Source organism: Streptomyces sp. NBC_00669 (genome assembly GCF_036226785.1).
Lineage (GTDB): Bacteria > Actinomycetota > Actinomycetes > Streptomycetales > Streptomycetaceae > Actinacidiphila.
In genome coordinates this window covers 1,617,587-1,638,570 of record NZ_CP109018.1, presented here as the reverse complement: position 1 = coordinate 1,638,570, position 20,984 = coordinate 1,617,587, and the positions used below count along the sequence as shown (strand labels likewise).

The 20,984-nt window shown below is 71.9% G+C and carries 18 protein-coding genes; 14 read left to right on the top strand and 4 right to left on the bottom strand.

Features of this window, described 5'->3' with window-relative positions; genetic code table 11:
* Positions 1 to 126: 126 nt before the first annotated feature.
* On the bottom strand, positions 127 to 2,187 hold the full coding sequence (locus tag OG896_RS06490; RefSeq protein ID WP_443056949.1) for a putative Ig domain-containing protein: 2,061 nt from the start codon (positions 2,185 to 2,187) through the stop codon (positions 127 to 129).
* A 378-nt stretch (positions 2,188 to 2,565) separates the two neighbouring features.
* Here OG896_RS06490 and OG896_RS06485 point away from each other — a divergent pair, with 378 nt between their 5' ends.
* Positions 2,566 to 3,381 (top strand): TrmB family transcriptional regulator, encoded by an 816-nt coding sequence (locus OG896_RS06485; protein WP_328471296.1) that lies wholly within the window; start codon positions 2,566 to 2,568, stop codon positions 3,379 to 3,381.
* Positions 3,382 to 3,451: 70 nt separating this feature from the next.
* Positions 3,452 to 4,339, top strand: coding sequence for a DMT family transporter (locus OG896_RS06480; RefSeq protein ID WP_329363251.1), 888 nt, complete (start codon positions 3,452 to 3,454; stop codon positions 4,337 to 4,339).
* Positions 4,340 to 4,838: 499 nt separating this feature from the next.
* On the opposite strand, the gene OG896_RS06475 is transcribed toward OG896_RS06480, so the two are convergent.
* On the bottom strand, positions 4,839 to 5,612 hold the full coding sequence (locus OG896_RS06475; protein WP_329363250.1) for an enoyl-CoA hydratase/isomerase family protein: 774 nt from the start codon (positions 5,610 to 5,612) through the stop codon (positions 4,839 to 4,841).
* A gap of 324 nt (positions 5,613 to 5,936) precedes the next feature.
* Between OG896_RS06475 and OG896_RS06470 the strand changes: the two genes are divergently transcribed.
* Positions 5,937 to 6,419: an ATP-binding protein gene (locus tag OG896_RS06470; protein WP_329363248.1), complete on the top strand. Its 483-nt coding sequence runs from the start codon at positions 5,937 to 5,939 to the stop codon at positions 6,417 to 6,419.
* Between the two features lie 105 nt (positions 6,420 to 6,524).
* On the opposite strand, the gene idi is transcribed toward OG896_RS06470, so the two are convergent.
* Together idi and OG896_RS06460 are read right to left on the bottom strand one after the other, a co-directional pair.
* Positions 6,525 to 7,133, bottom strand: coding sequence for an isopentenyl-diphosphate Delta-isomerase (gene idi / locus OG896_RS06465; protein WP_328471304.1), 609 nt, complete (start codon positions 7,131 to 7,133; stop codon positions 6,525 to 6,527).
* 207 nt (positions 7,134 to 7,340) lie between these two features.
* Positions 7,341 to 8,294 (bottom strand): cation diffusion facilitator family transporter, encoded by a 954-nt coding sequence (locus OG896_RS06460; protein ID WP_329363245.1) that lies wholly within the window; start codon positions 8,292 to 8,294, stop codon positions 7,341 to 7,343.
* A 382-nt stretch (positions 8,295 to 8,676) separates the two neighbouring features.
* Between OG896_RS06460 and OG896_RS06455 the strand changes: the two genes are divergently transcribed.
* From OG896_RS06455 to OG896_RS06405, 11 genes are all read left to right on the top strand, one after another.
* Positions 8,677 to 10,560 (top strand): DUF5941 domain-containing protein, encoded by a 1,884-nt coding sequence (locus OG896_RS06455; protein ID WP_329373748.1) that lies wholly within the window; start codon positions 8,677 to 8,679, stop codon positions 10,558 to 10,560.
* Positions 10,557 to 11,309: a phosphocholine cytidylyltransferase family protein gene (locus tag OG896_RS06450; RefSeq protein ID WP_329363244.1), complete on the top strand. Its 753-nt coding sequence runs from the start codon at positions 10,557 to 10,559 to the stop codon at positions 11,307 to 11,309. Before OG896_RS06455 ends, OG896_RS06450 begins: the two co-directional genes overlap by 4 nt.
* Positions 11,297 to 12,358, top strand: coding sequence for an iron-containing alcohol dehydrogenase family protein (locus OG896_RS06445; protein ID WP_329363242.1), 1,062 nt, complete (start codon positions 11,297 to 11,299; stop codon positions 12,356 to 12,358). Before OG896_RS06450 ends, OG896_RS06445 begins: the two co-directional genes overlap by 13 nt.
* A complete protein-coding gene (locus OG896_RS06440; RefSeq protein WP_329363240.1) occupies positions 12,336 to 13,115 on the top strand; it encodes a CDP-alcohol phosphatidyltransferase family protein in 780 nt (259 codons plus the stop codon). Before OG896_RS06445 ends, OG896_RS06440 begins: the two co-directional genes overlap by 23 nt.
* Positions 13,116 to 13,123: 8 nt before the next feature.
* Positions 13,124 to 13,999 (top strand): glycosyltransferase family 2 protein, encoded by an 876-nt coding sequence (locus tag OG896_RS06435; RefSeq protein ID WP_329373746.1) that lies wholly within the window; start codon positions 13,124 to 13,126, stop codon positions 13,997 to 13,999.
* A gap of 82 nt (positions 14,000 to 14,081) precedes the next feature.
* Positions 14,082 to 15,014: an ABC transporter permease gene (locus OG896_RS06430; protein WP_328471314.1), complete on the top strand. Its 933-nt coding sequence runs from the start codon at positions 14,082 to 14,084 to the stop codon at positions 15,012 to 15,014.
* A complete protein-coding gene (locus OG896_RS06425; protein ID WP_328463468.1) occupies positions 15,001 to 15,810 on the top strand; it encodes an ABC transporter ATP-binding protein in 810 nt (269 codons plus the stop codon). The genes OG896_RS06430 and OG896_RS06425 overlap by 14 nt, the downstream gene beginning before the upstream one ends.
* A 469-nt stretch (positions 15,811 to 16,279) precedes the next feature.
* Positions 16,280 to 17,167 carry a squalene synthase HpnC gene (gene hpnC / locus OG896_RS06420; protein ID WP_329363235.1) on the top strand — a complete coding sequence of 296 codons (888 nt, stop codon included), beginning with the start codon at positions 16,280 to 16,282 and terminating at the stop codon, positions 17,165 to 17,167.
* Entirely contained in the window at positions 17,164 to 18,126 is a 963-nt protein-coding gene (gene hpnD, locus OG896_RS06415) for a presqualene diphosphate synthase HpnD (protein WP_329363233.1), read from the top strand. Before hpnC ends, hpnD begins: the two co-directional genes overlap by 4 nt.
* A gap of 229 nt (positions 18,127 to 18,355) precedes the next feature.
* On the top strand, positions 18,356 to 19,852 hold the full coding sequence (gene hpnE, locus OG896_RS06410) for a hydroxysqualene dehydroxylase HpnE (protein ID WP_329363231.1): 1,497 nt from the start codon (positions 18,356 to 18,358) through the stop codon (positions 19,850 to 19,852).
* On the top strand, positions 19,849 to 20,928 hold the full coding sequence (locus OG896_RS06405; RefSeq protein WP_328471322.1) for a polyprenyl synthetase family protein: 1,080 nt from the start codon (positions 19,849 to 19,851) through the stop codon (positions 20,926 to 20,928). The genes hpnE and OG896_RS06405 overlap by 4 nt, the downstream gene beginning before the upstream one ends.
* The last annotated feature ends 56 nt before the right edge of the window (positions 20,929 to 20,984 follow it).

Genomic DNA, 20,984 nt, shown 5'->3' with positions numbered 1-20,984 from the left:
GGAGCCCGGGGCGCGCTCCACCCCGCACTCCACCCCGGACGCGGCTCCCCGGACATGGTCACGTGGCCCGGGCCGCCTCATGTGCGGCCCGGACCACGTGGTCTCGGTGCGCCGGAGCGCGGTGGATCAGCTCACGTTGACCGCCGTGTCGTCCAGCAGGAACGACGTGGCGTAGAGGGAGTCCTCCGAGCCGGTGAACTTGAGGGTGAAGGTCTTGCCGATCTGGGAGGAGACGTTGACCGTCTTCAGCACGTAGCCGCTGCTCGCGTTGACGTTGGAGTACGTGGCGAGCGTGCTGGAGCCGGCCGCGACGGTGAACTTGTCGTACGCGGTCGAACCCGTCTCGTTTGTGCTGATGTAGAGGTAGAAGGACAGGCTCGCGCTGGTGCAGGTGGCGGGGATCGTCACCGACTGGGAGAGCGTGTCGGTGTGGGTCGTGCCGTAGCCGTCGAACCACGCCTTGTAGGAGCCCGAGTGCGCCGGGGCGTCGGTGCTGTTGTCGATCACGCCCGAGGACGAGGTCCAGCCGGTGGTGCCGGACTCGAAGCCCGGGTTGCTCAGCAGCTGGGAGGCCGTGCAGCCGCCGCCCCCGCCGGAGGTGCTCACGGTCCAGCTGAAGGACGTCGAGCCGGACGCGTTGGTGCCGTCCTTGGCGGTGACCGTGACGCTGGAGGTGCCCGCGGTGGTCGGGGTGCCGGAGATCAACCCGGTGGAGGCGTTGATCGACAGGCCGGCCGGGAGGCCGGACGCGCTGTAGCTGAGGGTCTGGCCGGAGGCGGAGTCGCTGGCCTGGATCTGGAGGCTCGCCGCGGTGCCGGTCTGGGTGGACTGGTTGCCCGGGTTGGTGACCGTCACGGTGTTGCCGCCGGTCGAGCCGCCGTTGGTGAAGGCAGCGGTGCCGTTGGGCGTGCCGAGGCCGGTCGGGCCGTCGTAGCCGGGGCCGGCGGTGCACAGGTAGCTGCCGCTGCAGCTGCCGTTGGAGCCGCTGGTCACGTCGTTGAGCGAGCCGGTGTGCGCGTACGGGTAGGACGCCGGGGTGGTGCCGGCGGCCGGGGTGCCGGCCAGGGCGTAGACCGAGGCGATGATCGGCGACGAGGCGCTGGTGCCGCCGTACTGCTGCCAGCCACTGGCGCCGTAGGAGTCGTAGACGGCCACGCCGGTGGCCGGGTCGGCGACCGCGGAGACGTCGGAGATGGTGCGCTTGGAGCAGCCGGTGTCGGTCTGCCAGGTGGGCTTGGCGTCGTAGGACGAGCAGCCGGAGCCGGTGCCCTCGGAGCTGGAGGTGTTCCAGACGGACTCCGTCCAGCCGCGGGTGGTGCCGCTGGCGCGGTTGAGCGCCGTGCCGCCGACCGCGGTGACGTACTTCGAGGCGGCCGGGTACTCCGCGCCGTAGCCCTCGTCACCGGCGCTGACGGTGATGGCGACGCCCGGGTGGTTGAAGTACGACGAGTCGTAGCTGGAGTCGGAGGAGGACTCGCCGCCGCCGTAGCTGTTGGAGACGTACTTCGCGCCGAGGGTGACCGCCTCGTTGACCGAGGTGCCCAGGTCGCTCATGCTCGCGCTGGTCGCCTCGACGAGCAGGATGTGGCACTGCGGGCAGACCGCGCTGACCATGTCCAGGTCGAGGGAGATCTCCCCGGCCCAGCCGGAGTCGGCGGTCGGGTAGCTGGTGCCGCCGGTCTGGTTGACCTTCTTGAAGCAGCCGTTGGCCGTGGTGCAGGCCGGCAGGCCGTACTGCGAGCGGTAAGTGGCCAGGTCCGCCTCGGCGTTCGGGTCGTCCTGGGCGTCCACGATGCCGACCGTCTGGCCGGAGCCGCCGCTCGGCAGGGCGTAGGCGCTCGTCAGGTCGGTGGGGCCGTAGCCGGACGGGGTCGCGTTCGGGGAGATGCCGAGGTGGTGCGCGACGTCGGTACGGGCCAGCGCCATACAGGCCATCTGGCCCTTGCTGGGGGTCGCGCACAGGTGCTGGGCGTCCTTGCCGGCGGCGGGGCCGACGGCCGCGGTGCCGTTGCCGCTCGCCGCGGGGGCGGCGGCGGAGGTCGTGCTGGTGGCGGGAGCCGCGGTGGCGGCGGTGGCGGCGTACATGCCGCCGGTCAGGAGCGCGCCCGCGGCGACCGCCGCGATGGTCGCGCGCCGGAAGACCCGTCTGACCGGGCCGGTACTGAGCTGCAATGAACTGCCCTCCATGGGGGGAAATCCTGACGAGGGCGTCCATGGCCGAATATGTCAAGAGCATGACAAGCCATGCCATGGCGCGCCTGGACTTCGCGTGGCGCACGTGCACTGGTGGGGCGGAGGTGGAACGGGGGTGCGAGTGAACGGGGTGGAGCGGGCGGAAACGGGCGACACTGATGGAGCCGGTGGAATGTGTGGAGCCCGTGGAACAGGTGGAGCCGATGCCAACTTCTGTTCACTGCCACCCCGTTGAGTGGTGACGAGATGAAGGTAGTGAGGAGTATCGTCAAGGAACTACCGGGTGTTGGTAAAGGATTGCCCTCGACTTGTGCCCGAGTGTCCCCCCGGTCGCTTCCGCCGGACGATCTCCGCCGTATACGGTCGTCGTTCATGGAGACGGAGGAAGAGCCGGTCGGCGACCTGGTCGCACTGGGTCTGGCGCGCTACGAGGCCCGGGTCTACCTCGCTCTGGTCCGCCGCGAGTCCTACACCGCGGCCGAGGTCGCGCGCGAGGCGGACGTGCCGCGGCAGCGGGTCTACGACGTGCTCGACGCGCTGGTCAGGCGGCGGTTGGCCACCACCCGGCCGGGCCGGGTGGCCACCTTCTCCGCGGTCGCGCCCGAACTCGCCGTCGCCCGGCTGATGGCCCACCAGCGCGAGACCCTGGAGCGGCTGGACCGGATGTCCTCCGCGCTCACCGCCGCGCTGCTGCCGGTCTGGACCGAGGGCCGCACCCAGACCGTGCCGATGGACTACGTGGAGATCCTGCGCGACCCGAAGTCGATCGCCGAGGCGTTCGCCGACATCCAGGCGCAGGCCCGGCAGGAGCTGCTGAGCTTCTGCAAGCCGCCCTTCGTCGCCTCCCCGCTGAACGCCACCGGCATCAAGGTCGTCCGGCGGCTGCGCCGCTCCGGCGGCTCGGTCCGGGCGATCTACACCAACGAGGCGCTGGCCGACGGCGAAGTGCTGGAGAACGTGCGGAGGTTCGGCGCGGCGGGGGAGGAGAGCCGGTTCGCCGCGGAGCTGCCGCTGAAGCTGGTGGTGGCCGACGCGTCGCTCGTCCTGTGCGACATGCCCGACCCGGTGGCCGGCACCGACGCGACCACCGCGCTCTACATCGAGCACCCGGCGCTCGCCGCGTGCCTGCGGCTGGCCTTCCTCACGGTGTGGGAGGGCGCGCAGACCGTGCCGAGCGCGCTGCCCTGACCGGCGCCACGCGCCGGGCCGGAGGTCGCCAACGCCGGACGTGCCCAGGTCCGGGAGCTACAGTGACGGCGTGGCCGTGTTCCTGCTCGGCGTAGGTGCCGCCTGCTGTCTGGGCCTGGGGTTCGTGCTGCAGCAGCGCGCGGCGGCCCGTGCGCCGCGGGCGGACATCCTCTCGTTCCGGCTGCTGCTGGACCTCATCCGGATGCCGGACTGGCTGCTGGGCGTCGGGTTCATGGTCGCCGGCCAGGTGCTCAGCGCGATCGCGCTCACCCACGGCGAGGTGTCCCTGGTCGAGCCGCTCACCGCCACGAACCTGCTGTTCGCGATGGCGCTGTCGCGCTGGCTCACCCGCCAACCGCTGGGCTGGAGCGGCTGGGGCGGGGTGGCGCTGCTCGCGCTCGGCGTGACCGCGTTCATCGTCGCCGGGCAGCCGCACAGCGGCGGGCACGTCGCGAGCGCGCTGCGGCACTGGCTGGTGTTCGGCATCGTGGCCGGGCTCGCGCTCCTGGTCACCCTCTACGCGAAGGGCCTCCAGCCGTCCTCCGAGGCCACCTTCCTCGCGCTCGCCGCCGGCCTGATCTACGGGCTCCAGGACGCCCTCACCCGCATCTGCGGGTCCATCGTCGAGGACGACGGGCTCGACCAGCTCCTCGTGAGCTGGCAGCCCTACGCCGTCCTCGGCATCGGCATCACCGGCATACTCCTGGTCCAGTCCGCCTTCGAGGCCGCCCCCCTCCGCATGTCCCTCCCCGCCCTCACCGCCGCCCAGCCCCTCGCCGGCATCGCCTGCGGAATCGGCTTCCTCGGCGACCAGATCCGCGTCACCCCCCTCGCCCTCGCCTTCCAAGCAGCCGGCCTCGCCGCCGTCGTCGCCGGCGTCCTCCTCCTCGGCCGCCACCCCGCGATGCCCCAGGGCCCCACCAAACGCGAACGCCCCGGAGCCACCCGCGTGGCCTGACAAAGCCGAGCATTCCCCAAGGGGCGCAGCCGAGGCACGGAGGAGCCGAGCGAATATCAGGAGCGCGGCCGAGGCGCGGAGGAGCCGAGCGGATATCAGGGGCGCGGGGAACTGCGCGATCAGCCGCAGCGGGCGGAAGGTCGCGCGACGGCCCGACGGGGCAGGGCGGAGCGGGGCTGCGCCGGGGGAGCCCGAGCAATCCCGGTGGCGCGCGGAAATCCGCGGCCGGAGGGGCGCAGCCGAGGCGCGGAGGAGCCGAGCGAAAATCAGGGGCGCGGGGAACTGCGCGATCAGCCGCAGCGGGCGGAAGGTCGCGTGACGGCCCGACGGGGCCGGGTGGAGCGGGGCTGCGCCGGGGGAGCCCGAGCGAATATCAGGGGCGCGGGGAACGGCGCGACCAGCCACAGCGCCGAGAAGGTCGCGTGACGGCCTGACGGGGCAGGGTGGGGCGTGGGCTGCCCCGGGGGAGCCCGAGCCCCGAGAAGGTCGCGCGACGGCCTTACGGAGCAGAGCGGGGCGTCACCGAAGCCCAACCCCCCGCGAGAAACGCCTCGGCCCCTTCCGTCGCCTCAGAACTCTCCGCGGCCTGCCGGGCCCAGTAGGCGACACGCTCAGCGGACGGCTCCCCCGCCGCGAACTCCTTCGCGGCGGCCTGCGTGAGCCTCGACCTACTCGTGAGGACCTCCGCGAACCGGCGCACCCGCGCGTCCAGTTCGTCCCCGTCGGAGACCACCTCGTCGATCAGACCGGTCCGCAGCGCCCGCTCCTCGTCGATCAGCTCCGCGGAGAACAGCAGGTACTTCGCGGTGCCGGACCCCGCGAGAGCGACAAGGCGCCGGGTGGAGGCAGCTGGGTAGACGATGCCGAGCCGGGCCGGGGTCACCCCGAACCGCGCCCCCCGCGCGGCGAACCGCACATCGCAGGCGACCGCGAGCTGGCAGCCGCCACCGACGCAGAAACCGCGCACCGCGGCCACCGTGGGCTTGGGGAACGCCGCCAGCGCCTCCTCGGCCGCGAGCGCGGCCTCCTGCGCGGCCCGCCGCCCCTCGGGATCGGCCAGCTCCGAGATGTCCGCACCCGCGCTGAACGCCTCGCCCTCGCCGGTGAGCACCACCAGCCGTACTCCGGGGTCGGCGGCCAGCCCGGCCAGCACCCTGGGCAGCGCCCGCCACATGCCGAGCGTCATCGCGTTGCGCCGTGCCGAGTTGCTGAGGGTGACGGTCGCGGCACCGTCCTCGGTGCTCACCAGCAGACCGGGGCCGAACCGGGACATCAGGTGCTCCTTCGTGCGTGCACGAGCACCGTCCAGGTGCCGCCGGACGATCCTAACCACGCGTGCCGCCCCGGCCCCGACCGCCCCGACCACACACCCGGCGGTCGGTATCCGACGCGCAGCCGATCGCCTCCGGTCCGATCCGATCGCGAAACGCGCAAAGTCGTGGAGTTGCGGTCTCCTGCACGTGCAGGTGCAACAGACGCGGACACTCGACGGGTGAGGCTGATTCTCCCGGTCCTCCCGGTCGCCACGGTTCCCCGGGCGGACGCCTCGGCAGGCCCTGTCGGACGATGTCACGCGAAAGCGATGGTGGGTGCGGTCATGGAGGTCCGCGGGAGTGTCCCGCTCGGTCAGGCCCCGACACCGGCTCCGGTTCCACGACCGTACGAAGGGGTGTGGCGGTTCACCGCTCCCACGGTCGACGCCTCGGTGCCGCAGGTGCGGCGGGGCGTGCGCGCGCTCGTCCACGAGCAGGGCGTCCCCATCGACGACGACACGCTCTTCGGCCTGCTGCTGATCGTCTCCGAGCTGGTCACCAACGCGGTGAAGCACGCCGCGGTGCTCTCGCCCGAGGTCGCGGTCGAGCTCGCGGTGGGCCCCGAGTGGATCAGGATCGCGGTGGAGGACAACCACCCGTACCGGCCGAAGGCGCTGGAGACCGACCACGCGCGCACCGGCGGGCGCGGCCTGGTGCTGGTCAAGACGATCACGGACGAGGCGGGCGGCTCCTGCGACATCGCGCAGACCCCGGGCGGCGGCAAGGTGATCTGGGCGGCGCTCCCGCTGCGCCCGCTCACGTCCTGACCGGGCGGGGCCGCGACCTGGCGCGACACCCGCCCGTATAACCGTTCACCGACCCGTACGGCCGGTCACCGACCCGAGCCTGCGGTCACCGACCCGCGGTGCCGGTCACCAACCCGCGGTGCCGGTCACCTCGCGTACCGCGGGCAGCGCCGCGTCCAGCACGGTCTGGAACCACGCCGAGAACGGGCCGTCCTCGCGCAGCTTCGCCAGCTCGTCGGGAGTGGCGAAGAGCGTCTCGCCGATCTCCTCCGGGTCCGGCCGCAGCGGGTCGCGGACCAGGCCGACGTAGAGGTGGTTGTACTCCTGCTCGACCAGGCCCGAGGCCGGGTCCGGGTGGTTGTAGCGGACCGTGCCCGCCTCGCGCATCAGCACCGGCGCGACCCCCAGCTCCTCGGCGGTGCGCCGGGCCGCGGCCACGAACGGCTGCTCGCCGGGGTACGGGTGGCCGCAGCAGGTGTTGGACCACACGCCGGGGGAGTGGTACTTGCTCAGCGCCCTGCGCTGGAGCAGCAGCCGGCCCTCGTCGTCGAAGAGGAAGACCGAGAACGCCCGGTGCAGCCGGCCGGGCGCGAGATGCGCCGACAGCTTCTCCGCCGTGCCGATGGTGACGCCGTTCTCGTCGACCAGTTCGAGCATGATCGGTTCTGCTACCCCGTTCGGGGACGGCACGGTGGCGGGGGAGCCGGGTCGGCCGGTGGCAGGACTGGTTGGCATTTCCATCCTTCGCGTTCGACGACAAGCCCTAAGGGCCCGTCGTTCGGATCTGTGCGGTGCAATCCGGGCACCGCTCCTTCAGCCCGCGGAGATCCAAACGACAGGCCCTTAGTCTGCCTCACCGCCGCGTCTGCTCCGCGCCCGCACCGCCTCGCCGCACCGGCGCCCGGAGGCGCACAGGTGGTCACCCGGCGGCACCGGGCGCCGTCAGCGGCACAGCCCGGGCTCGTGGGCCGCGTGCCCGGCCGGTTCGAGCTGGAACGTGCAGTGCTCGACGTCGAAGTGCGTGCCGAGGCAGCCCTGGAGGTCGTGCAGCATCTTTTCGTACCCCACCGCGTCGAGCACGTCCTGGCTCACCACCACGTGCGCGGACAGCACCGGCAGGCCCGAGGTGATGGTCCACACGTGCAGGTCGTGCAGCCCCTCGACGCCCGGCAGCGTCTCGATGTGCCGCCGCACCTGCCGCATGTCCACGCCCTTGGGCGCCGCCTCCAGCAGGACGTCCAGCACCTCGCGCAGGAGCTGCCAGATGCGCGGCACGATCAGCACGCCGATCAGCAGCGAGGCCACCGCGTCGGCCTGCCGCCAGCCGCTGACGAGGTAGGTCACCGCGGCCGCCACCACCGCGAGCGAGCCGAACGCGTCGGCCATCACCTCCAGGAAGGCGGCCCTGACGTTCAGGCTCTCCTTCTGGCCGGCCATCAGCACCACCAGCGACACCGAGTTCGCCACCAGGCCGATCACACCGAAGACGATCGTGGCGCCGCCGTCGATGCCGTGCGGGGTGATCAGGCGGCGCACGCCCTCGTAGAAGATGAAGACGCCGACGGCGAGCAGCAGCAGCGCGTTGAGCCCCGCGGCCAGGATCTCGGCGCGGGCGTAGCCGAAGGTGCGGCGCTCGCTCGGCGGCCGGGCGGCGACGTGTACGGCGAGCAGCGCCATCGCCAGGCCCGCCGCGTCGGTGGCCATGTGGCCCGCGTCGGCGAGCAGCGCGAGCGAACCGGTGAGCAGGCTGCCCGCCACCTCGGTGGCCAGCACCAGCAGGGTGATCGACAGGGCGATCCGCAGCCGTCCGCGGTGCGCGCCGCCGGCGGTGGCGGCGACCGGGCCGTGCTGATGGCCATGGCCGTTCCCGTGGCTGTGGCCGATCCCTGCGCCCATCGGCGAGGCCCCCTTCCGCATGCTGATGACGCCCGCAGAACGTCTGCTCGCGTGGTCCCGGCGGCCAGTCAACACCGGTTACCCACCGTGGGCAAGCCGATACTGGAGACCGTTGTCATGTGCGGTGACCTGCGGTGGTGAGGTGACCCTCAGTTGTCGCCGACAGTGATCCGCGAGCCGGTGAGGAGGCATGGATGCCCCAATGTTGTGACGGGCGCCCGGAATCGAGGATGATGATCACACCGGACGGGCCAAGTTCAGGCGAACACGCAGTGAACGACTGCCGACCCGCATCCGATAACCTCGCCGTCGTGTCCGGCCCGGAGCCGCCTGCCGCGGCCTCGCCGGTGCGCCTTCGTACGCATTCAGGGAGTGGGTTCCTCTGTCGACCGCAATTCTCACCGGCCCGCCCGACGCCGGGACGCCGTCGCCGCTCGCGGACGACCTGCGGGCCCTGGGATTCCAGGTCGTGGAGGCCGACGGGCCGCGCGCGGTGGCCGAGCGCGTCGCCGACGCGCCGCCCGCCGAGCGCGTCGCGGTCGTCGACCGCCGCTTCCGCGGCCACCGCCACGCCCTGCGGCTGGCGCTGACCGACCCCCGCTTCGACGCCGGCGCCGTGCCCGGCGCGCTGGCCGTGCAGACCGCCGCCCGCCCGGCCCTGGCCAGGGCGCTCGCCGACCTGGCCGGCAACGCCGCCGCCCCGGTGGTGGCGGCCGGCCCGGCCGCGGCGCAGGGCGGCGCGCCCACCGCCACCGTCTCCGACGGCGACGTGCTCGCCGACCTGCTCGCCGGGGAACTGGGCCGGCAGGGCGCCGAACCGTACCGGCCGGAACTGGGCGTGCTGGTGGCCCGGGTGGCCCGCGGCCCGCAGGAGCAGGCCGCCGCCGCCGACGCGATCGCCGGCGTGGACGAGGAGGCGGTACGGCTGCGCAGCGCGGTGAAGTCCCGCGACGGCTTCTTCACCACGCACTTCATCAGCCCCTACTCCCGCTACATCGCGCGCTGGTGCGCCCGGCGCGGCCTGACCCCCAACCAGGTCACCACCGCGTCCCTGCTGGTCGCGCTGATCGCCGCCGGCTGCGCGGCCACCGGCACCCGGGCCGGCTACGTCGCCGCCGGGGTGCTGCTGCTCGCCTCGTTCGTCCTGGACTGCACCGACGGCCAGCTCGCCCGCTACTCCCTGCAGTACTCCACGCTCGGCGCCTGGCTGGACGCGACCTTCGACCGCGCCAAGGAGTACGCGTACTACGCGGGCCTGGCGCTGGGCGCGGCCCGCGGCGGCCATGACGACGTGTGGGCGCTGGCGCTGGGCGCGATGGTGCTCCAGACCTGCCGGCACGTCGTGGACTTCTCCTTCAACGAGGCCAACCACGACGCCGCCGCCAACACCAGCCCCACCGCCGCCCTGTCCGGGCGGCTGGACAGCGTCGGCTGGACCGTGTGGGTGCGCCGGATGATCGTGCTGCCGATCGGCGAGCGCTGGTTCCTGATCGCGGTGCTGACCGCCGCCACCACGCCCCGGATCACCTTCGTGGTCCTGCTGATCGGCTGCGGCCTCGCCGCCTGCTACACCACCGCCGGCCGGGTGCTGCGCTCGCTCACCCGGAAGGCGAAGCGGACCGACCGGGCCGCCCAGGCGCTCGCCGACCTCGCCGACAGCGGACCGCTGGCCGAGGCCGTGGCACGCGTCACCGCCCCGCTCGCCCGGCGGCTGCCCGCCTTCGCGCCGCCGCTGCTCGCCGCGATCGGCGCCGGCGCGCTCACCGCGACCGCCGCACTGGCCGCCCGCGGCACCTGGTGGGTGGTCGCGGCCGCCGCGCTCTACGTCGTGACCAGCGGGATCGCCGTCGCCCGGCCGCTGAAGGGCGCGCTGGACTGGCTGGTGCCGCCGTTCTTCCGGGCCGGCGAGTACGGCGCGGTGCTGGCACTGGCGGCCGTCTCCCAGGTGAACGGGGCGTTGCCCGCCGCATTCGGGCTGGTGGCCGCGGTCGCCTACCATCACTACGACACGGTGTACCGCATCCGCGGCGGCACCGGAGCGCCGCCCCGCGCGCTGGTGCGGGCGGCGGGCGGACACGAGGGCCGGGCGCTGCTGGTGGCCGTCCTGTCGGCGGCCCTGGTCACAGGAGCCCACCGCACCGGCTTCACCGTCGCGCTGACGGTGCTCGCCGCCGTACTCGCGCTGCTCGTCGTCACCGAGAGCATCCGCTTCTGGGTGTCCTCCGGGGCGCCCGCCGTACACGACGAATCAGGAGAACCCGCATGATCGGCCTGGTGCTGGCGGCAGGCGCAGGACGGCGTCTGCGGCCGTACACGGACACGCTGCCGAAGGCGCTGGTGCCGGTCGGACCGGACGGCGCCGCGGACGGCCCGACCGTACTCGACCTCACGCTGGGGAACTTCGCCGCGGTCGGCATCAAGCGGGCCGCCGTCGTGGTCGGCTACCGCAAGGAAGCGGTGTACGAGCGCAAGACGGCCCTGGAGGCCCGCTACGGCGTCGAACTGACCCTGGTCGACAACGACAAGGCCGAGGAGTGGAACAACGCCTACTCCCTGTGGTGCGCCCGCGACGTGCTCCGGGAGGGGGTGATTCTGGCCAACGGCGACACCGTGCACCCGGTCTCCGTCGAGCAGACCCTGCTGGCCGCCCGCGGCGAGGGCCGCCGGATCATCCTCGCGCTGGACACCGTCAAGAAGCTCGCCGACGAGGAGATGAAGGTCGTCACCGAGCCCGGCCGCGGGGTGCGCCGGATCACCAAGCTGATGGACCCGGCCGCGGCCACCGGCGAGTACATCGGCGTCACCCTGATCGAGGCCGACGCGGCCGCCGACCTCGCCGACGCGCTGAAGGCCACCTACGAGCGCGACCCGGACCTGTACTACGAGGACGGCTACCAGGAACTGGTCGACCGCGGCCACACCCTGGACGTGGCGCCGGTCGGCGACATCCCGTGGGTCGAGATCGACAACCACGCCGACCTCGCCCGTGGACGGGAGATCGCGTGCCAGTACTGACCCGGCTGGTTCCCTCGCCGGTCGTCGTCGACATCCGCAGGGGCGCGCTCGCCGACCTCTCCCGGCTCCTGGCCGACCAGCGGATCTCGGCGGCCGGCAAGATCGCCATCGCGGTCAGCGACGGCTCGGGCGCCCGCCTGCGCGAGCGGCTGGCCCCCGAGCTGCCCGGCGCGGACTGGTTCCCGGTGGCCGGCGGCACCATCGACGCGGCCGTGAAGCTCGCCGAGGCGATGCGCGGCAGCCACTACGACGCCGTGGTCGGCCTGGGCGGCGGCAAGATCATCGACGCGACGAAGTACGCCGCCGCGCGGGTCGGGCTGCCGATGGTGTCGGTCGCCACCAACCTCTCGCACGACGGCATCTGCTCGCCGGTCTCCACCCTCGACAACGACAACGGCAGCGGATCGTACGGTGTCCCGACGCCCATAGCGCTGGTGATCGACCTGGACGTGGTCCGGGAGGCGCCGCCCCGCTTCGTCCGGGCCGGCATCGGCGACGCGGTCTCCAACCTCTCCGCGCTCGCCGACTGGGAACTGTCGCACCGCGAGACCGGCGAGCGGGTGGACGGCCTGGCCGCGGCCATGGCCCGCACCGCCGGCGAGGCGGTGCTGCGCCACCCCGGCACCATCGGCGACGACGAGTTCCTCACCGTCCTCGCCGAGGCCCTGGTGCTCTCCGGCCTCGCCATGTCGGTCAGCGGCGACAGCCGCCCGGCCTCCGGCGCGTGCCATGAGATCCTGCACGCCTTCGACCTGCTCTTCCCGCAGCGGGCCCCCGCCCACGGCGAGGGAGCCGGCCTCGGCGCCGCCTTCGCGATGCACCTGCGCGGTGCCCGCGAGCAGTCCGCGCTGATCGCCGACACCCTGCGCCGGCACGGACTGCCGGTGCTGCCCGAGCAGATCGGCTTCACCGCCCAGGAGTTCGTCGACGTGGTGCGCTACGCGCCGCAGACCCGCCCCGGGCGTTACACGATTCTGGAACACCTCGACCTGTCCGCCACCGAGATCAGGGACGCATACGCCGACTATGCCAAAACCATCAGTAGCTGAGCTGCGCCCCGTCGTTCATCCGGCGGGCGTCAAGGACCGGCGCAGCGGCGAGCACTGGGCCGGTCGGCTCTACATGCGCGAGGTGTCGCTGCGCATCGACCGGCACCTGGTCAACACCCGTGTCACGCCCAACCAACTGACCTATCTGATGACCGTCTGCGGCGTGCTCGCCGCCCCGGCGCTGCTGGTGCCGGGCATAGCCGGTGCCGTGCTCGGCGTGGTCGCGGTCCAGCTCTACCTGCTGCTCGACTGCGTCGACGGCGAGATCGCGCGGTGGAAGAAGCAGTACTCGCTCTCCGGCGTCTACCTCGACCGGGTCGGCGCCTACCTGACCGACGCCGCCGTGCTGGTCGGCTTCGGGATGCGCGCCGCCGACATCTGGGGCAGCGGCCGGATCGACTGGCTGTGGGCCTTCCTGGGCACGCTCGCCGCGCTCGGCGCGGTCCTGATCAAGGCCGAGACCGACCTCGTCGGCGTGGCCCGCCACCAGGGCGGGCTGCCCCCGGTCAAGGAGTCGGCGTCCGAGCCGCGCTCCTCCGGGATGGCGCTGGCCCGCCGGGCCGCCGCCGCCCTGCAGTTCCACCGGCTGGTGCTCGGCATCGAGGCGTCGATGCTCATCCTGCTGCTGGCGATCGTCGACCAGATCCGCGGCGACCTGTTCTTCACCCGGCTCGGCGTGGCCGTGCTGGCCGGCATCGCGCTGCTGCAGACCCTGCTCCACCTCGTCTCCGTCCTCGCGTCGAGCAGGCTGAAGTGAGCACCCCGCTGACGGTCGGCGCCGTCATCATCACCATGGGCACCCGTCCCGCGGAGTTGCAGGACCTGCTGGACTCCGTCGCCAAGCAGCAGGGCGCGCCGATCGAGGTGGCGCTGGTCGGCAACGGCTCCCCGCTGCCGGTGATGCAGCGCGAGCACGTGCGCACCGCCGAACTGCCGGAGAACCTGGGCATCCCCGGCGGCCGCAACGTCGGCGTCGAGCTGTTCGGCCCCGGCGGCCGCGACGTCGACATCGTGCTCTTCCTCGACGACGACGGCCTGCTGCCCGGCGACGACACCGGTGAACTGGTCCGGCAGGCGTTCGCGCGGGACCCCGAACTGGGCATCATCAGCTTCCGGATCGCCGACCCGCAGACCGGCGAGACCCAGCGCCGGCACGTGCCCCGGCTGCGCGCGTCCGACCCGATGCGCAACTCCCGGGTGACCACCTTCCTCGGCGGTGCCTGCGCGGTGCGCACCGAGGTCATCCGGCAGGTCGGCGCGCTGCCCGAGCAGTTCTTCTACGCGCACGAGGAGACGGATCTGGCCTGGCGTGCCCTTGACGCCGGCTGGATGATCGACTACCGCTCCGACCTGGTGCTCCTGCACCCGGCCACCTCGCCCGCCCGGCACGCGGTCTACCACCGGCTGGTGGCCAGAAACCGTGTGTGGCTGGCCCGGCGCAACTTGCCCTGGCCCCTGGTGCCGGTGTATCTCGGCGTATGGCTGGCGCTCACCTTGGTGCGCAGGCCGTCGGGCACCGCGCTGCGCGCGTGGTTCGGCGGCTTCCGGGAGGGCTGGGCCACACCGTGCGGTCCCCGGCGGGCCATGCGCTGGCGTACGGTATGGCGGTTGACCCGGCTGGGTCGACCCCCGATCATCTGACAAGCTCGGATCTGAGAGCATCAGGCGCAGTCCGGGAGACCCCCTGCACCCGGCGCGCACCTTGAGGACGAAAGTGTCAACTGTGAGCGATACCACGCACAATGGTGCGGTCGCCGTCGGTGCCCCGCCGGTGCCCTCGGCCTTTGACGACGGCCTCAGTCCGGCGGAGCTCGCGGCCAAGTACGGCTTGTCGGTCAGTGGTGCTCGGCCTGGTCTGGTGGCTTACACCCGTCAGTTGTGGGGTCGTCGACATTTCATCAACGAGTTCGCGAAGGCGCGGACGGCGGCGCAGTACACGCAGGCGCGGTTGGGTCAGCTGTGGCAGGTGATGACGCCGTTGCTGAATGCGGCGGTGTACTACCTGATCTTCGGCATCCTGATCGGTACGCATCGGGGTATCGACAACTTCATCGCGTTCCTGGTGACGGGTGTCTTCATCTTCACGTTCACGCAGTCGTCGGTGTTGAGCGGGGTGAAGTCGATCTCGGGGAATCTGGGGTTGATCCGGGCGTTGCATTTTCCGCGGGCGTCGATGCCGATCGCGTTCACGTTGATGCAGTTGCAGCAGTTGATGATGTCGATGTTCGTGTTGTTGGCGATCGTGTTGATGACCGGCGAGGTGCCGGACATGTCGTGGTTGCTGATGTTCCCGGCGTTGTTGTGCCAGTGGGTGTTCAATACCGGGTTGGCGTTGATCGTGGCGCGGTTGGGCAGCAAGATGACGGACTTGTCGCAGTTGATGCCGTTCATGTTGCGGACGTGGATGTACATGTCGGGGGTGATGTACTCCATCACGAAGCTGACGACGACGGCGCCGCATATTCTGCGGATTCTGCTGGATGTGAATCCGGCGGCGATCTATATCGATCTGATGCGGTTCGCGTTGATCGACAGTGTGACGGCGGCGCAGATGCCGCGGCATGTGTGGGCGATGGCGGTGGTGTGGTCGCTGGTCGTCGGGGTGGGCGGGTACATCTACTTCTGGAAGGCGGAAGAGTCCTATGGCCGTGGCTGAGCAGCCGGCGCTGCCGCCGGTGCAGGTGAGTCGTCCGATGGTGCCGACGGTGATCGTGGAGGACGTGAACATCGTCTACACGGTGTACGGGGCGGGGACGGGCAAGGGGAGTGCTTCGGCGGCGTTGGGGCGGATGCTGTCGAAGAAGCGGCGGTCGTCGAACGTGCGGCGGGTGCATGCGGTGAAGAACGTGAGTTTCACGGCGTATCGCGGTGAGGCGATCGGGATCATCGGGTCGAACGGTTCGGGGAAGTCGACGTTGTTGCGGGCGATCGCGGGGTTGTTGCCGCCGGAGTCGGGGCGGATCTACACGGATGGGCAGCCGTCGTTGCTGGGGGTGAACGCGGCGTTGATGAACGATCTGACCGGGGGGACGAATGTGATCCTGGGCGGGTTGGCGATGGGGATGTCGCGGGATGAGGTGCGGTCGCGGTACAAGGGGATCGTGGACTTCTCGGGGATCAACGAGAAGGGTGATTTCATCTCGTTGCCGATGCGGACGTATTCGTCGGGTATGGCGGCGCGGTTGCGGTTCTCGATCGCGGCGGCGAAGGATCACGATGTGCTGATGATCGACGAGGCGCTGGCGACGGGTGACCGGGCGTTCCAGAAGCGGTCGGAGTCGCGTATTCGGGAGTTGCGGAAGGAGGCGGGCACGGTCTTCCTGGTCAGTCACAGCAACGCGTCGATCCGGGACACCTGTGAGCGGGTGATCTGGTTGGAGCACGGGGTGATGCTGATGGACGGTCCGACCGAGGACGTGCTGACCGCCTACGAGGCCAAGACCGGGAAGTGACGTGGCGTCGGAAACCGCGCCGCCCGCCGGCCGGTCTCCTGACGTCCGCCCTGACCTGCCCCATCCCGCGCCACCCCGCCCCGTCCTGACCCGCCGTACCGTGTCCCGCTCTGCCCGACTCGGTGCGTTGCCGGGGCCGGACGCGGGAGGTTTCGCGGGAAGTTTTTCGGAAAACCCGATCCCCGCCGGATGATCCGGTGGGGATCGGTTGTTGTGGTGGGGTGTTGTCGCTCGCGGATCGGGGCGCGCCCCCGGCGTACGCCGGGTGGGGCCCCGACGTAAGCTGTACCGGTGCTGGGAGCCTGCCGATGATCGATACCCGGGTCCGGGTGTCCGCAAGCGAGAGTGCGGCGTGTCCGAAATGGGAAGTTTCGACGGGGCAGTGTAGAACGGGGGATGTGGCGGCCATGAAGATCGGGACCATCCTGTTCCGGGGCACGTTCGCCGCCTGTGCACCGGGAAGCCCGCGGTGACCGGGGACGTCACCTCCCGGGCCGTCCTGGACAAGGCCGCGCGCGAGAACTTCCCGGTGGCACCGGTGTTCCTTCCGCGTGCCTGGCGACAGGATCTGATGGCCGTTTACGGGTTCGCCCGTCTGGTGGACGACATCGGCGACGGCGACCTGGCCGACGGCGGCCGGCCCGACGCGGTCCGGCTCGGCCTGCCCCCCGAGGCGGCCGGCGACCGGCTGGCGATGCTCGACGCCTTCGAGGCCGACCTGCGCCGGGTGTTCGACGGCGCCCCCGTCCACCCGCTGCTGACCGCCCTGCGCCCCACCGTCCAGCGGCACCGGCTGACCCCCGAGCCCTTCCTCGGCCTGATCGCCGCCAACCGGCAGGACCAGCAGGTCAGCCGGTACGCCACCTACGACGACCTGCTCGCCTACTGCGAGTTGTCCGCCAATCCGGTGGGCCGGCTGGTGCTCTCCATCACCGGAACCTCCACCCCGGAACGGGTCCGGCGCTCGGACGCGGTGTGCACCGCGCTCCAGATCGTGGAGCACCTCCAGGACGTCGTGGAGGACCTCGGCAGGGACCGGGTGTACCTCCCGGCGGAGGACATGAAACGCTTCTCGGTGGACGAGGCCGATCTCGCCGCACCGAGCGCGGGGGAGAAGGTGCGCGAACTGGTCGCGTTCGAAGCCGGGCGGGCCCGTGACCTGCTGGGCGAGGGCGGTGCCCTGGTCCGTAGCGTCCGTGGCCGGCTCAGACTGCTGCTCGCCGGATTCGTCGGCGGCGGCCGCGCGGCATTGCGGGCGGTGGAGGACGCGGGGTACGACGTGTTGGCGGGTTCCCCCAAGGCCACCAAACCCGTCCTGCTGCGTGAGGTGGGGTCGACATTGCGAAGAGAGGGGTGACCCGGACCGTGAACGGTTCCGCGCACACGTCCGGACAGGTGCTTGCTGCATACAAGTACTGTGAGACCGTGACCGGCCACGAGGCCCGCAACTTCGCCTACGGAATCCGCCTGCTGCCCACGGCGAAGCGGCAGGCGATGTCGGCGGTCTACGCCTTCTCCCGGCGGGTCGACGACATCGGGGACGGCGAGCTGCCGCCCGACGAGAAACTGCGCCGACTGGAGGACGCCCGCACCCTGCTGCACCGGGTCGAGGCCCACGAGGTGGAGGAGGACGACACCGACCCGGTCGCCGTCGCCCTCGCCGACGCCGCCGCGCTCTTCCCCATCCCGATGGGGGGCCTGGGCGAACTCATCGACGGCGTCCAGATGGATGTTCGGGGCGAGAGCTACGAGACATGGGACGACCTGGCCGTTTACTGCCGCTGTGTGGCGGGAGCTATCGGTAGGGTCTCATTGGGCGTTTTCGGCACCGTGAATGGGCACGATCATGCACGTGCCGCCGAATACGCCGACACACTCGGCCTCGCTCTGCAACTCACCAACATCCTGCGCGACGTCCGCGAGGATGCCGGGAACGGACGCACGTACCTGCCCGCGCAGGACCTCGCGAAGTTCGGCTGCGCCGAGGGATTCCACGGTGACACCCCGCCGGCCGGCTCCGACTTCGCCGGGCTGGTCGAGTTCGAAGTACGCCGGGCCCGCGCGCTGTTCGCCACCGGCTACCGGCTGCTGCCGATGCTCGACCGCAGGAGCGGCGCCTGCGTCGCCGCGATGGCGGGCATCTACCGGCGGCTGCTGGAGCGGTTCGCCGCCGACCCCGAGGCGGTGCTGCGCGGCCGGGTCTCGCTGCCCGGCCGGGAGAAGGCGTACGTCGCGGTCCGCGGCCTGGCCGGACTCGACGCCCGCCGTACCGCGCGTACTCCCGCCCCCGTCACCGCCCCGCGGAGGGACGCGTGAGACCGACCCGCGTGCACCCAGCGGGTCCCACCGCGCAGTACGCTCCGTCCACGTCGTTCGCCACGTCGTCCGCTCAGCCCGTCACACCCGCCCCGTCCCCGCGGCAGGTGCAGTTCCCGCGGTTCGTCCCGCACCCGCCGTCCGACCGAGCAACCTCGTTGACGCGCACTGCGTCACCTTCCGCGACGGCCCGCCGCACCCCGCATGGTGCGGCCCGAGGAGAGCGCGCATGACGACCACCCGATCCGGCCCGCAGGCCGGTCCGGCCGGCACCGAGGCCGGCCGCCCCGAGCGCGCCCGCGGGCGGCGCACCGCCGTCGTGGTCGGCGGCGGCCTGGCCGGGGTGACCGCCGCGCTCGCGCTGGCCGACGCCGGGGTCGAGGTGACCTTGACCGAGGCCCGGCCCCGGCTGGGCGGCCTCGCCTTCTCCTTCAAGCGCGGCGAGTTGACCGTCGACAACGGCCAGCACGTCTTCCTGCGCTGCTGCACCGCCTACCAGTGGTTCCTGGACCGGATCGCGGCCCGCGACCTGGTGACGCTTCAGGACCGGTTGGACGTCCCGGTCTTCGACGCCGACACCGGCAAGCTCGGCCGGATCGGCCGGGTGGCGCTGCCGGTTCCGCTGCACCTTGCGCCGAGCCTGGTGCGCTACCCGCACCTGTCGGTGGCCGAGCGGGCGTCGGTCGGGCGGGCGGCGCTCGCGCTGCGCGGCCTGGACCTCGACGATCCGGCGCTGGACCGGGTCGACTTCGGCAGCTGGCTCGCCGGGCGCGGGCAGTCCGCCCGCACCATCGAGGCGCTGTGGGACCTGGTCGCGGTGGCCACCCTCAACGCCACGTCGGGGCAGTCCTCGCTGGCCCTGGCCGCGATGGTGTTCAAGACCGGCCTGCTGTCCGAGCCGGGCGCCGCCGACATCGGCTGGGCCGCGGCACCCCTGGGCGACCTGCACGACGGCCGGGCCCGCGCGGCGCTGGACGCGGCGGGGGTGCGGGTGCTGCTGCGGACCCGCGCGGTCGGTCTGACGCCCCGTCCGGAAGGCCCGGACGCGGCCGCCGACGGGGCCGCGGGACGTGACGTCGCACACGCCGGGTGGCGCGTGGACGTCGAGACCGGCCCCGGCCGCGGCGAGCAACTGACCGCCGGCACCGTGGTGTTGGCCGTGCCGCAGCAGGAGACCCACGAACTGCTGCCGGCCGGCGCGCTGGACGAGCCGGAAAAGCTCTTGCGCATCGGCACCGCGCCGATCCTCAATGTCCATGTGATCTACGACCGGCAGGTGCTCCAGCAGCCGTTCCTGGCGGCGCTCGGCAGCCCGGTCCAGTGGGTCTTCGACCGCACGAAGAGCTCCGGGCACACCGGCGGCGGCCAGTACGTCGCGCTCTCCCAGTCGGCCGTGCAGGACGAGATCGACCTGCCGGTGGCCGAGTTGCGCCGCCGCTACCTGCCCGAACTGGAGCGCGTGCTGCCCGCGTCCCGCGGCGCCGCCGTCCGTGACTTCTTCGTCACCCGCGAACGCACCGCGACCTTCGCGCCCACCCCGGGTGTGGCCGCCCTGCGGCCCGGGCCCGCCACGCGCGCCCCCGGCCTGTACCTGGCCGGCGCGTGGACCGCCACCGGCTGGCCCGCGACCATGGAGGGTGCGGTGCGCAGCGGCCTGTACGCCTCCCGACAAGCTTTGTCCGCCCTTGGACTGCCCTGCGAATACGGCGTACTGGAGGCGGCATGAGTGCAATTGGTGCGACAAGAGGAGAGAACGTGACCGCTGACAGCGTGATCGCGCTGCTGGAGAACGGCCGCATCCTGACCACCCCCGTGCTGCGCGCGGCGGTGGCACGGCTCGCCCCGCCGATGGACACCGTCGCCTCGTACCACTTCGGGTGGATCGACCAGGCCGGCCGGCCCGCGGACGGCGACGGCGGCAAGGCGGTGCGTCCCGCGCTGGCCCTGCTGTCCGCGCAGGCCGCGGGGGCGCCCGCGGAGACCGGCGTGCCCGGCGCGGTCGCGGTGGAGCTGGTGCACAACTTCTCGCTGCTGCACGACGACCTGATGGACGGGGACGAGCAGCGCCGGCACCGCGACACGGTGTGGAAGGTGCACGGCCCGGCCCAGGCGATCCTGGTCGGCGACGCGCTCTTCGCGCTGGCCAACGAGATCCTGCTGGAGCAGGGCACCGCCGACGCCGGCCGGGCCACCCGCCGGCTGACCACGGCGACCCGCAAACTGATCGACGGTCAGGCGCAGGACATCTCCTTCGAGCACCGCGAGCGGGTCACCGTGGCGGAGTGCCTGGAGATGGAGGGCAACAAGACCGGGGCCCTGCTGGCCTGCGCCTCCTCCATCGGAGCGGTGCTCGGCGGCGCGTCGGAGTCCGACGCGGACGCGCTGGAGGAGTACGGCTACCACCTGGGGCTGGCCTTCCAGGCGATCGACGACCTGCTGGGCATCTGGGGCGATCCGGCCACCACCGGCAAGCAGACCTGGAGCGATCTGAGGCAGCGTAAGAAGTCGCTGCCGGTGGTCGCCGCGCTCGCCGCGGACGGTCCCGCGTCGGAGCGGCTGGGTGAACTCCTGGCCGCGGACGCGAAAAACTCCGGATTGATCGAAACTGATGCCTTCAGTGAGGAAGAGTTCGCCCTGCGCGCGGCGTTGATCGAGGAGGCGGGTGGTCGGGAATGGACGTCTCAGGAGGCCCGGAGGCAGTACACGACCGCCATCGCCGCACTGGACAAAATGGACATGCCTGAAGAAATCCAACGTAAGCTCGTGGGCCTGGCGGATTTTGTGGTGGTCCGCGAAAAGTAAACAGACAGACGTGGAGCGTATGACGTCGCCGGTCTCACTTTCGTGACGGCGGACGG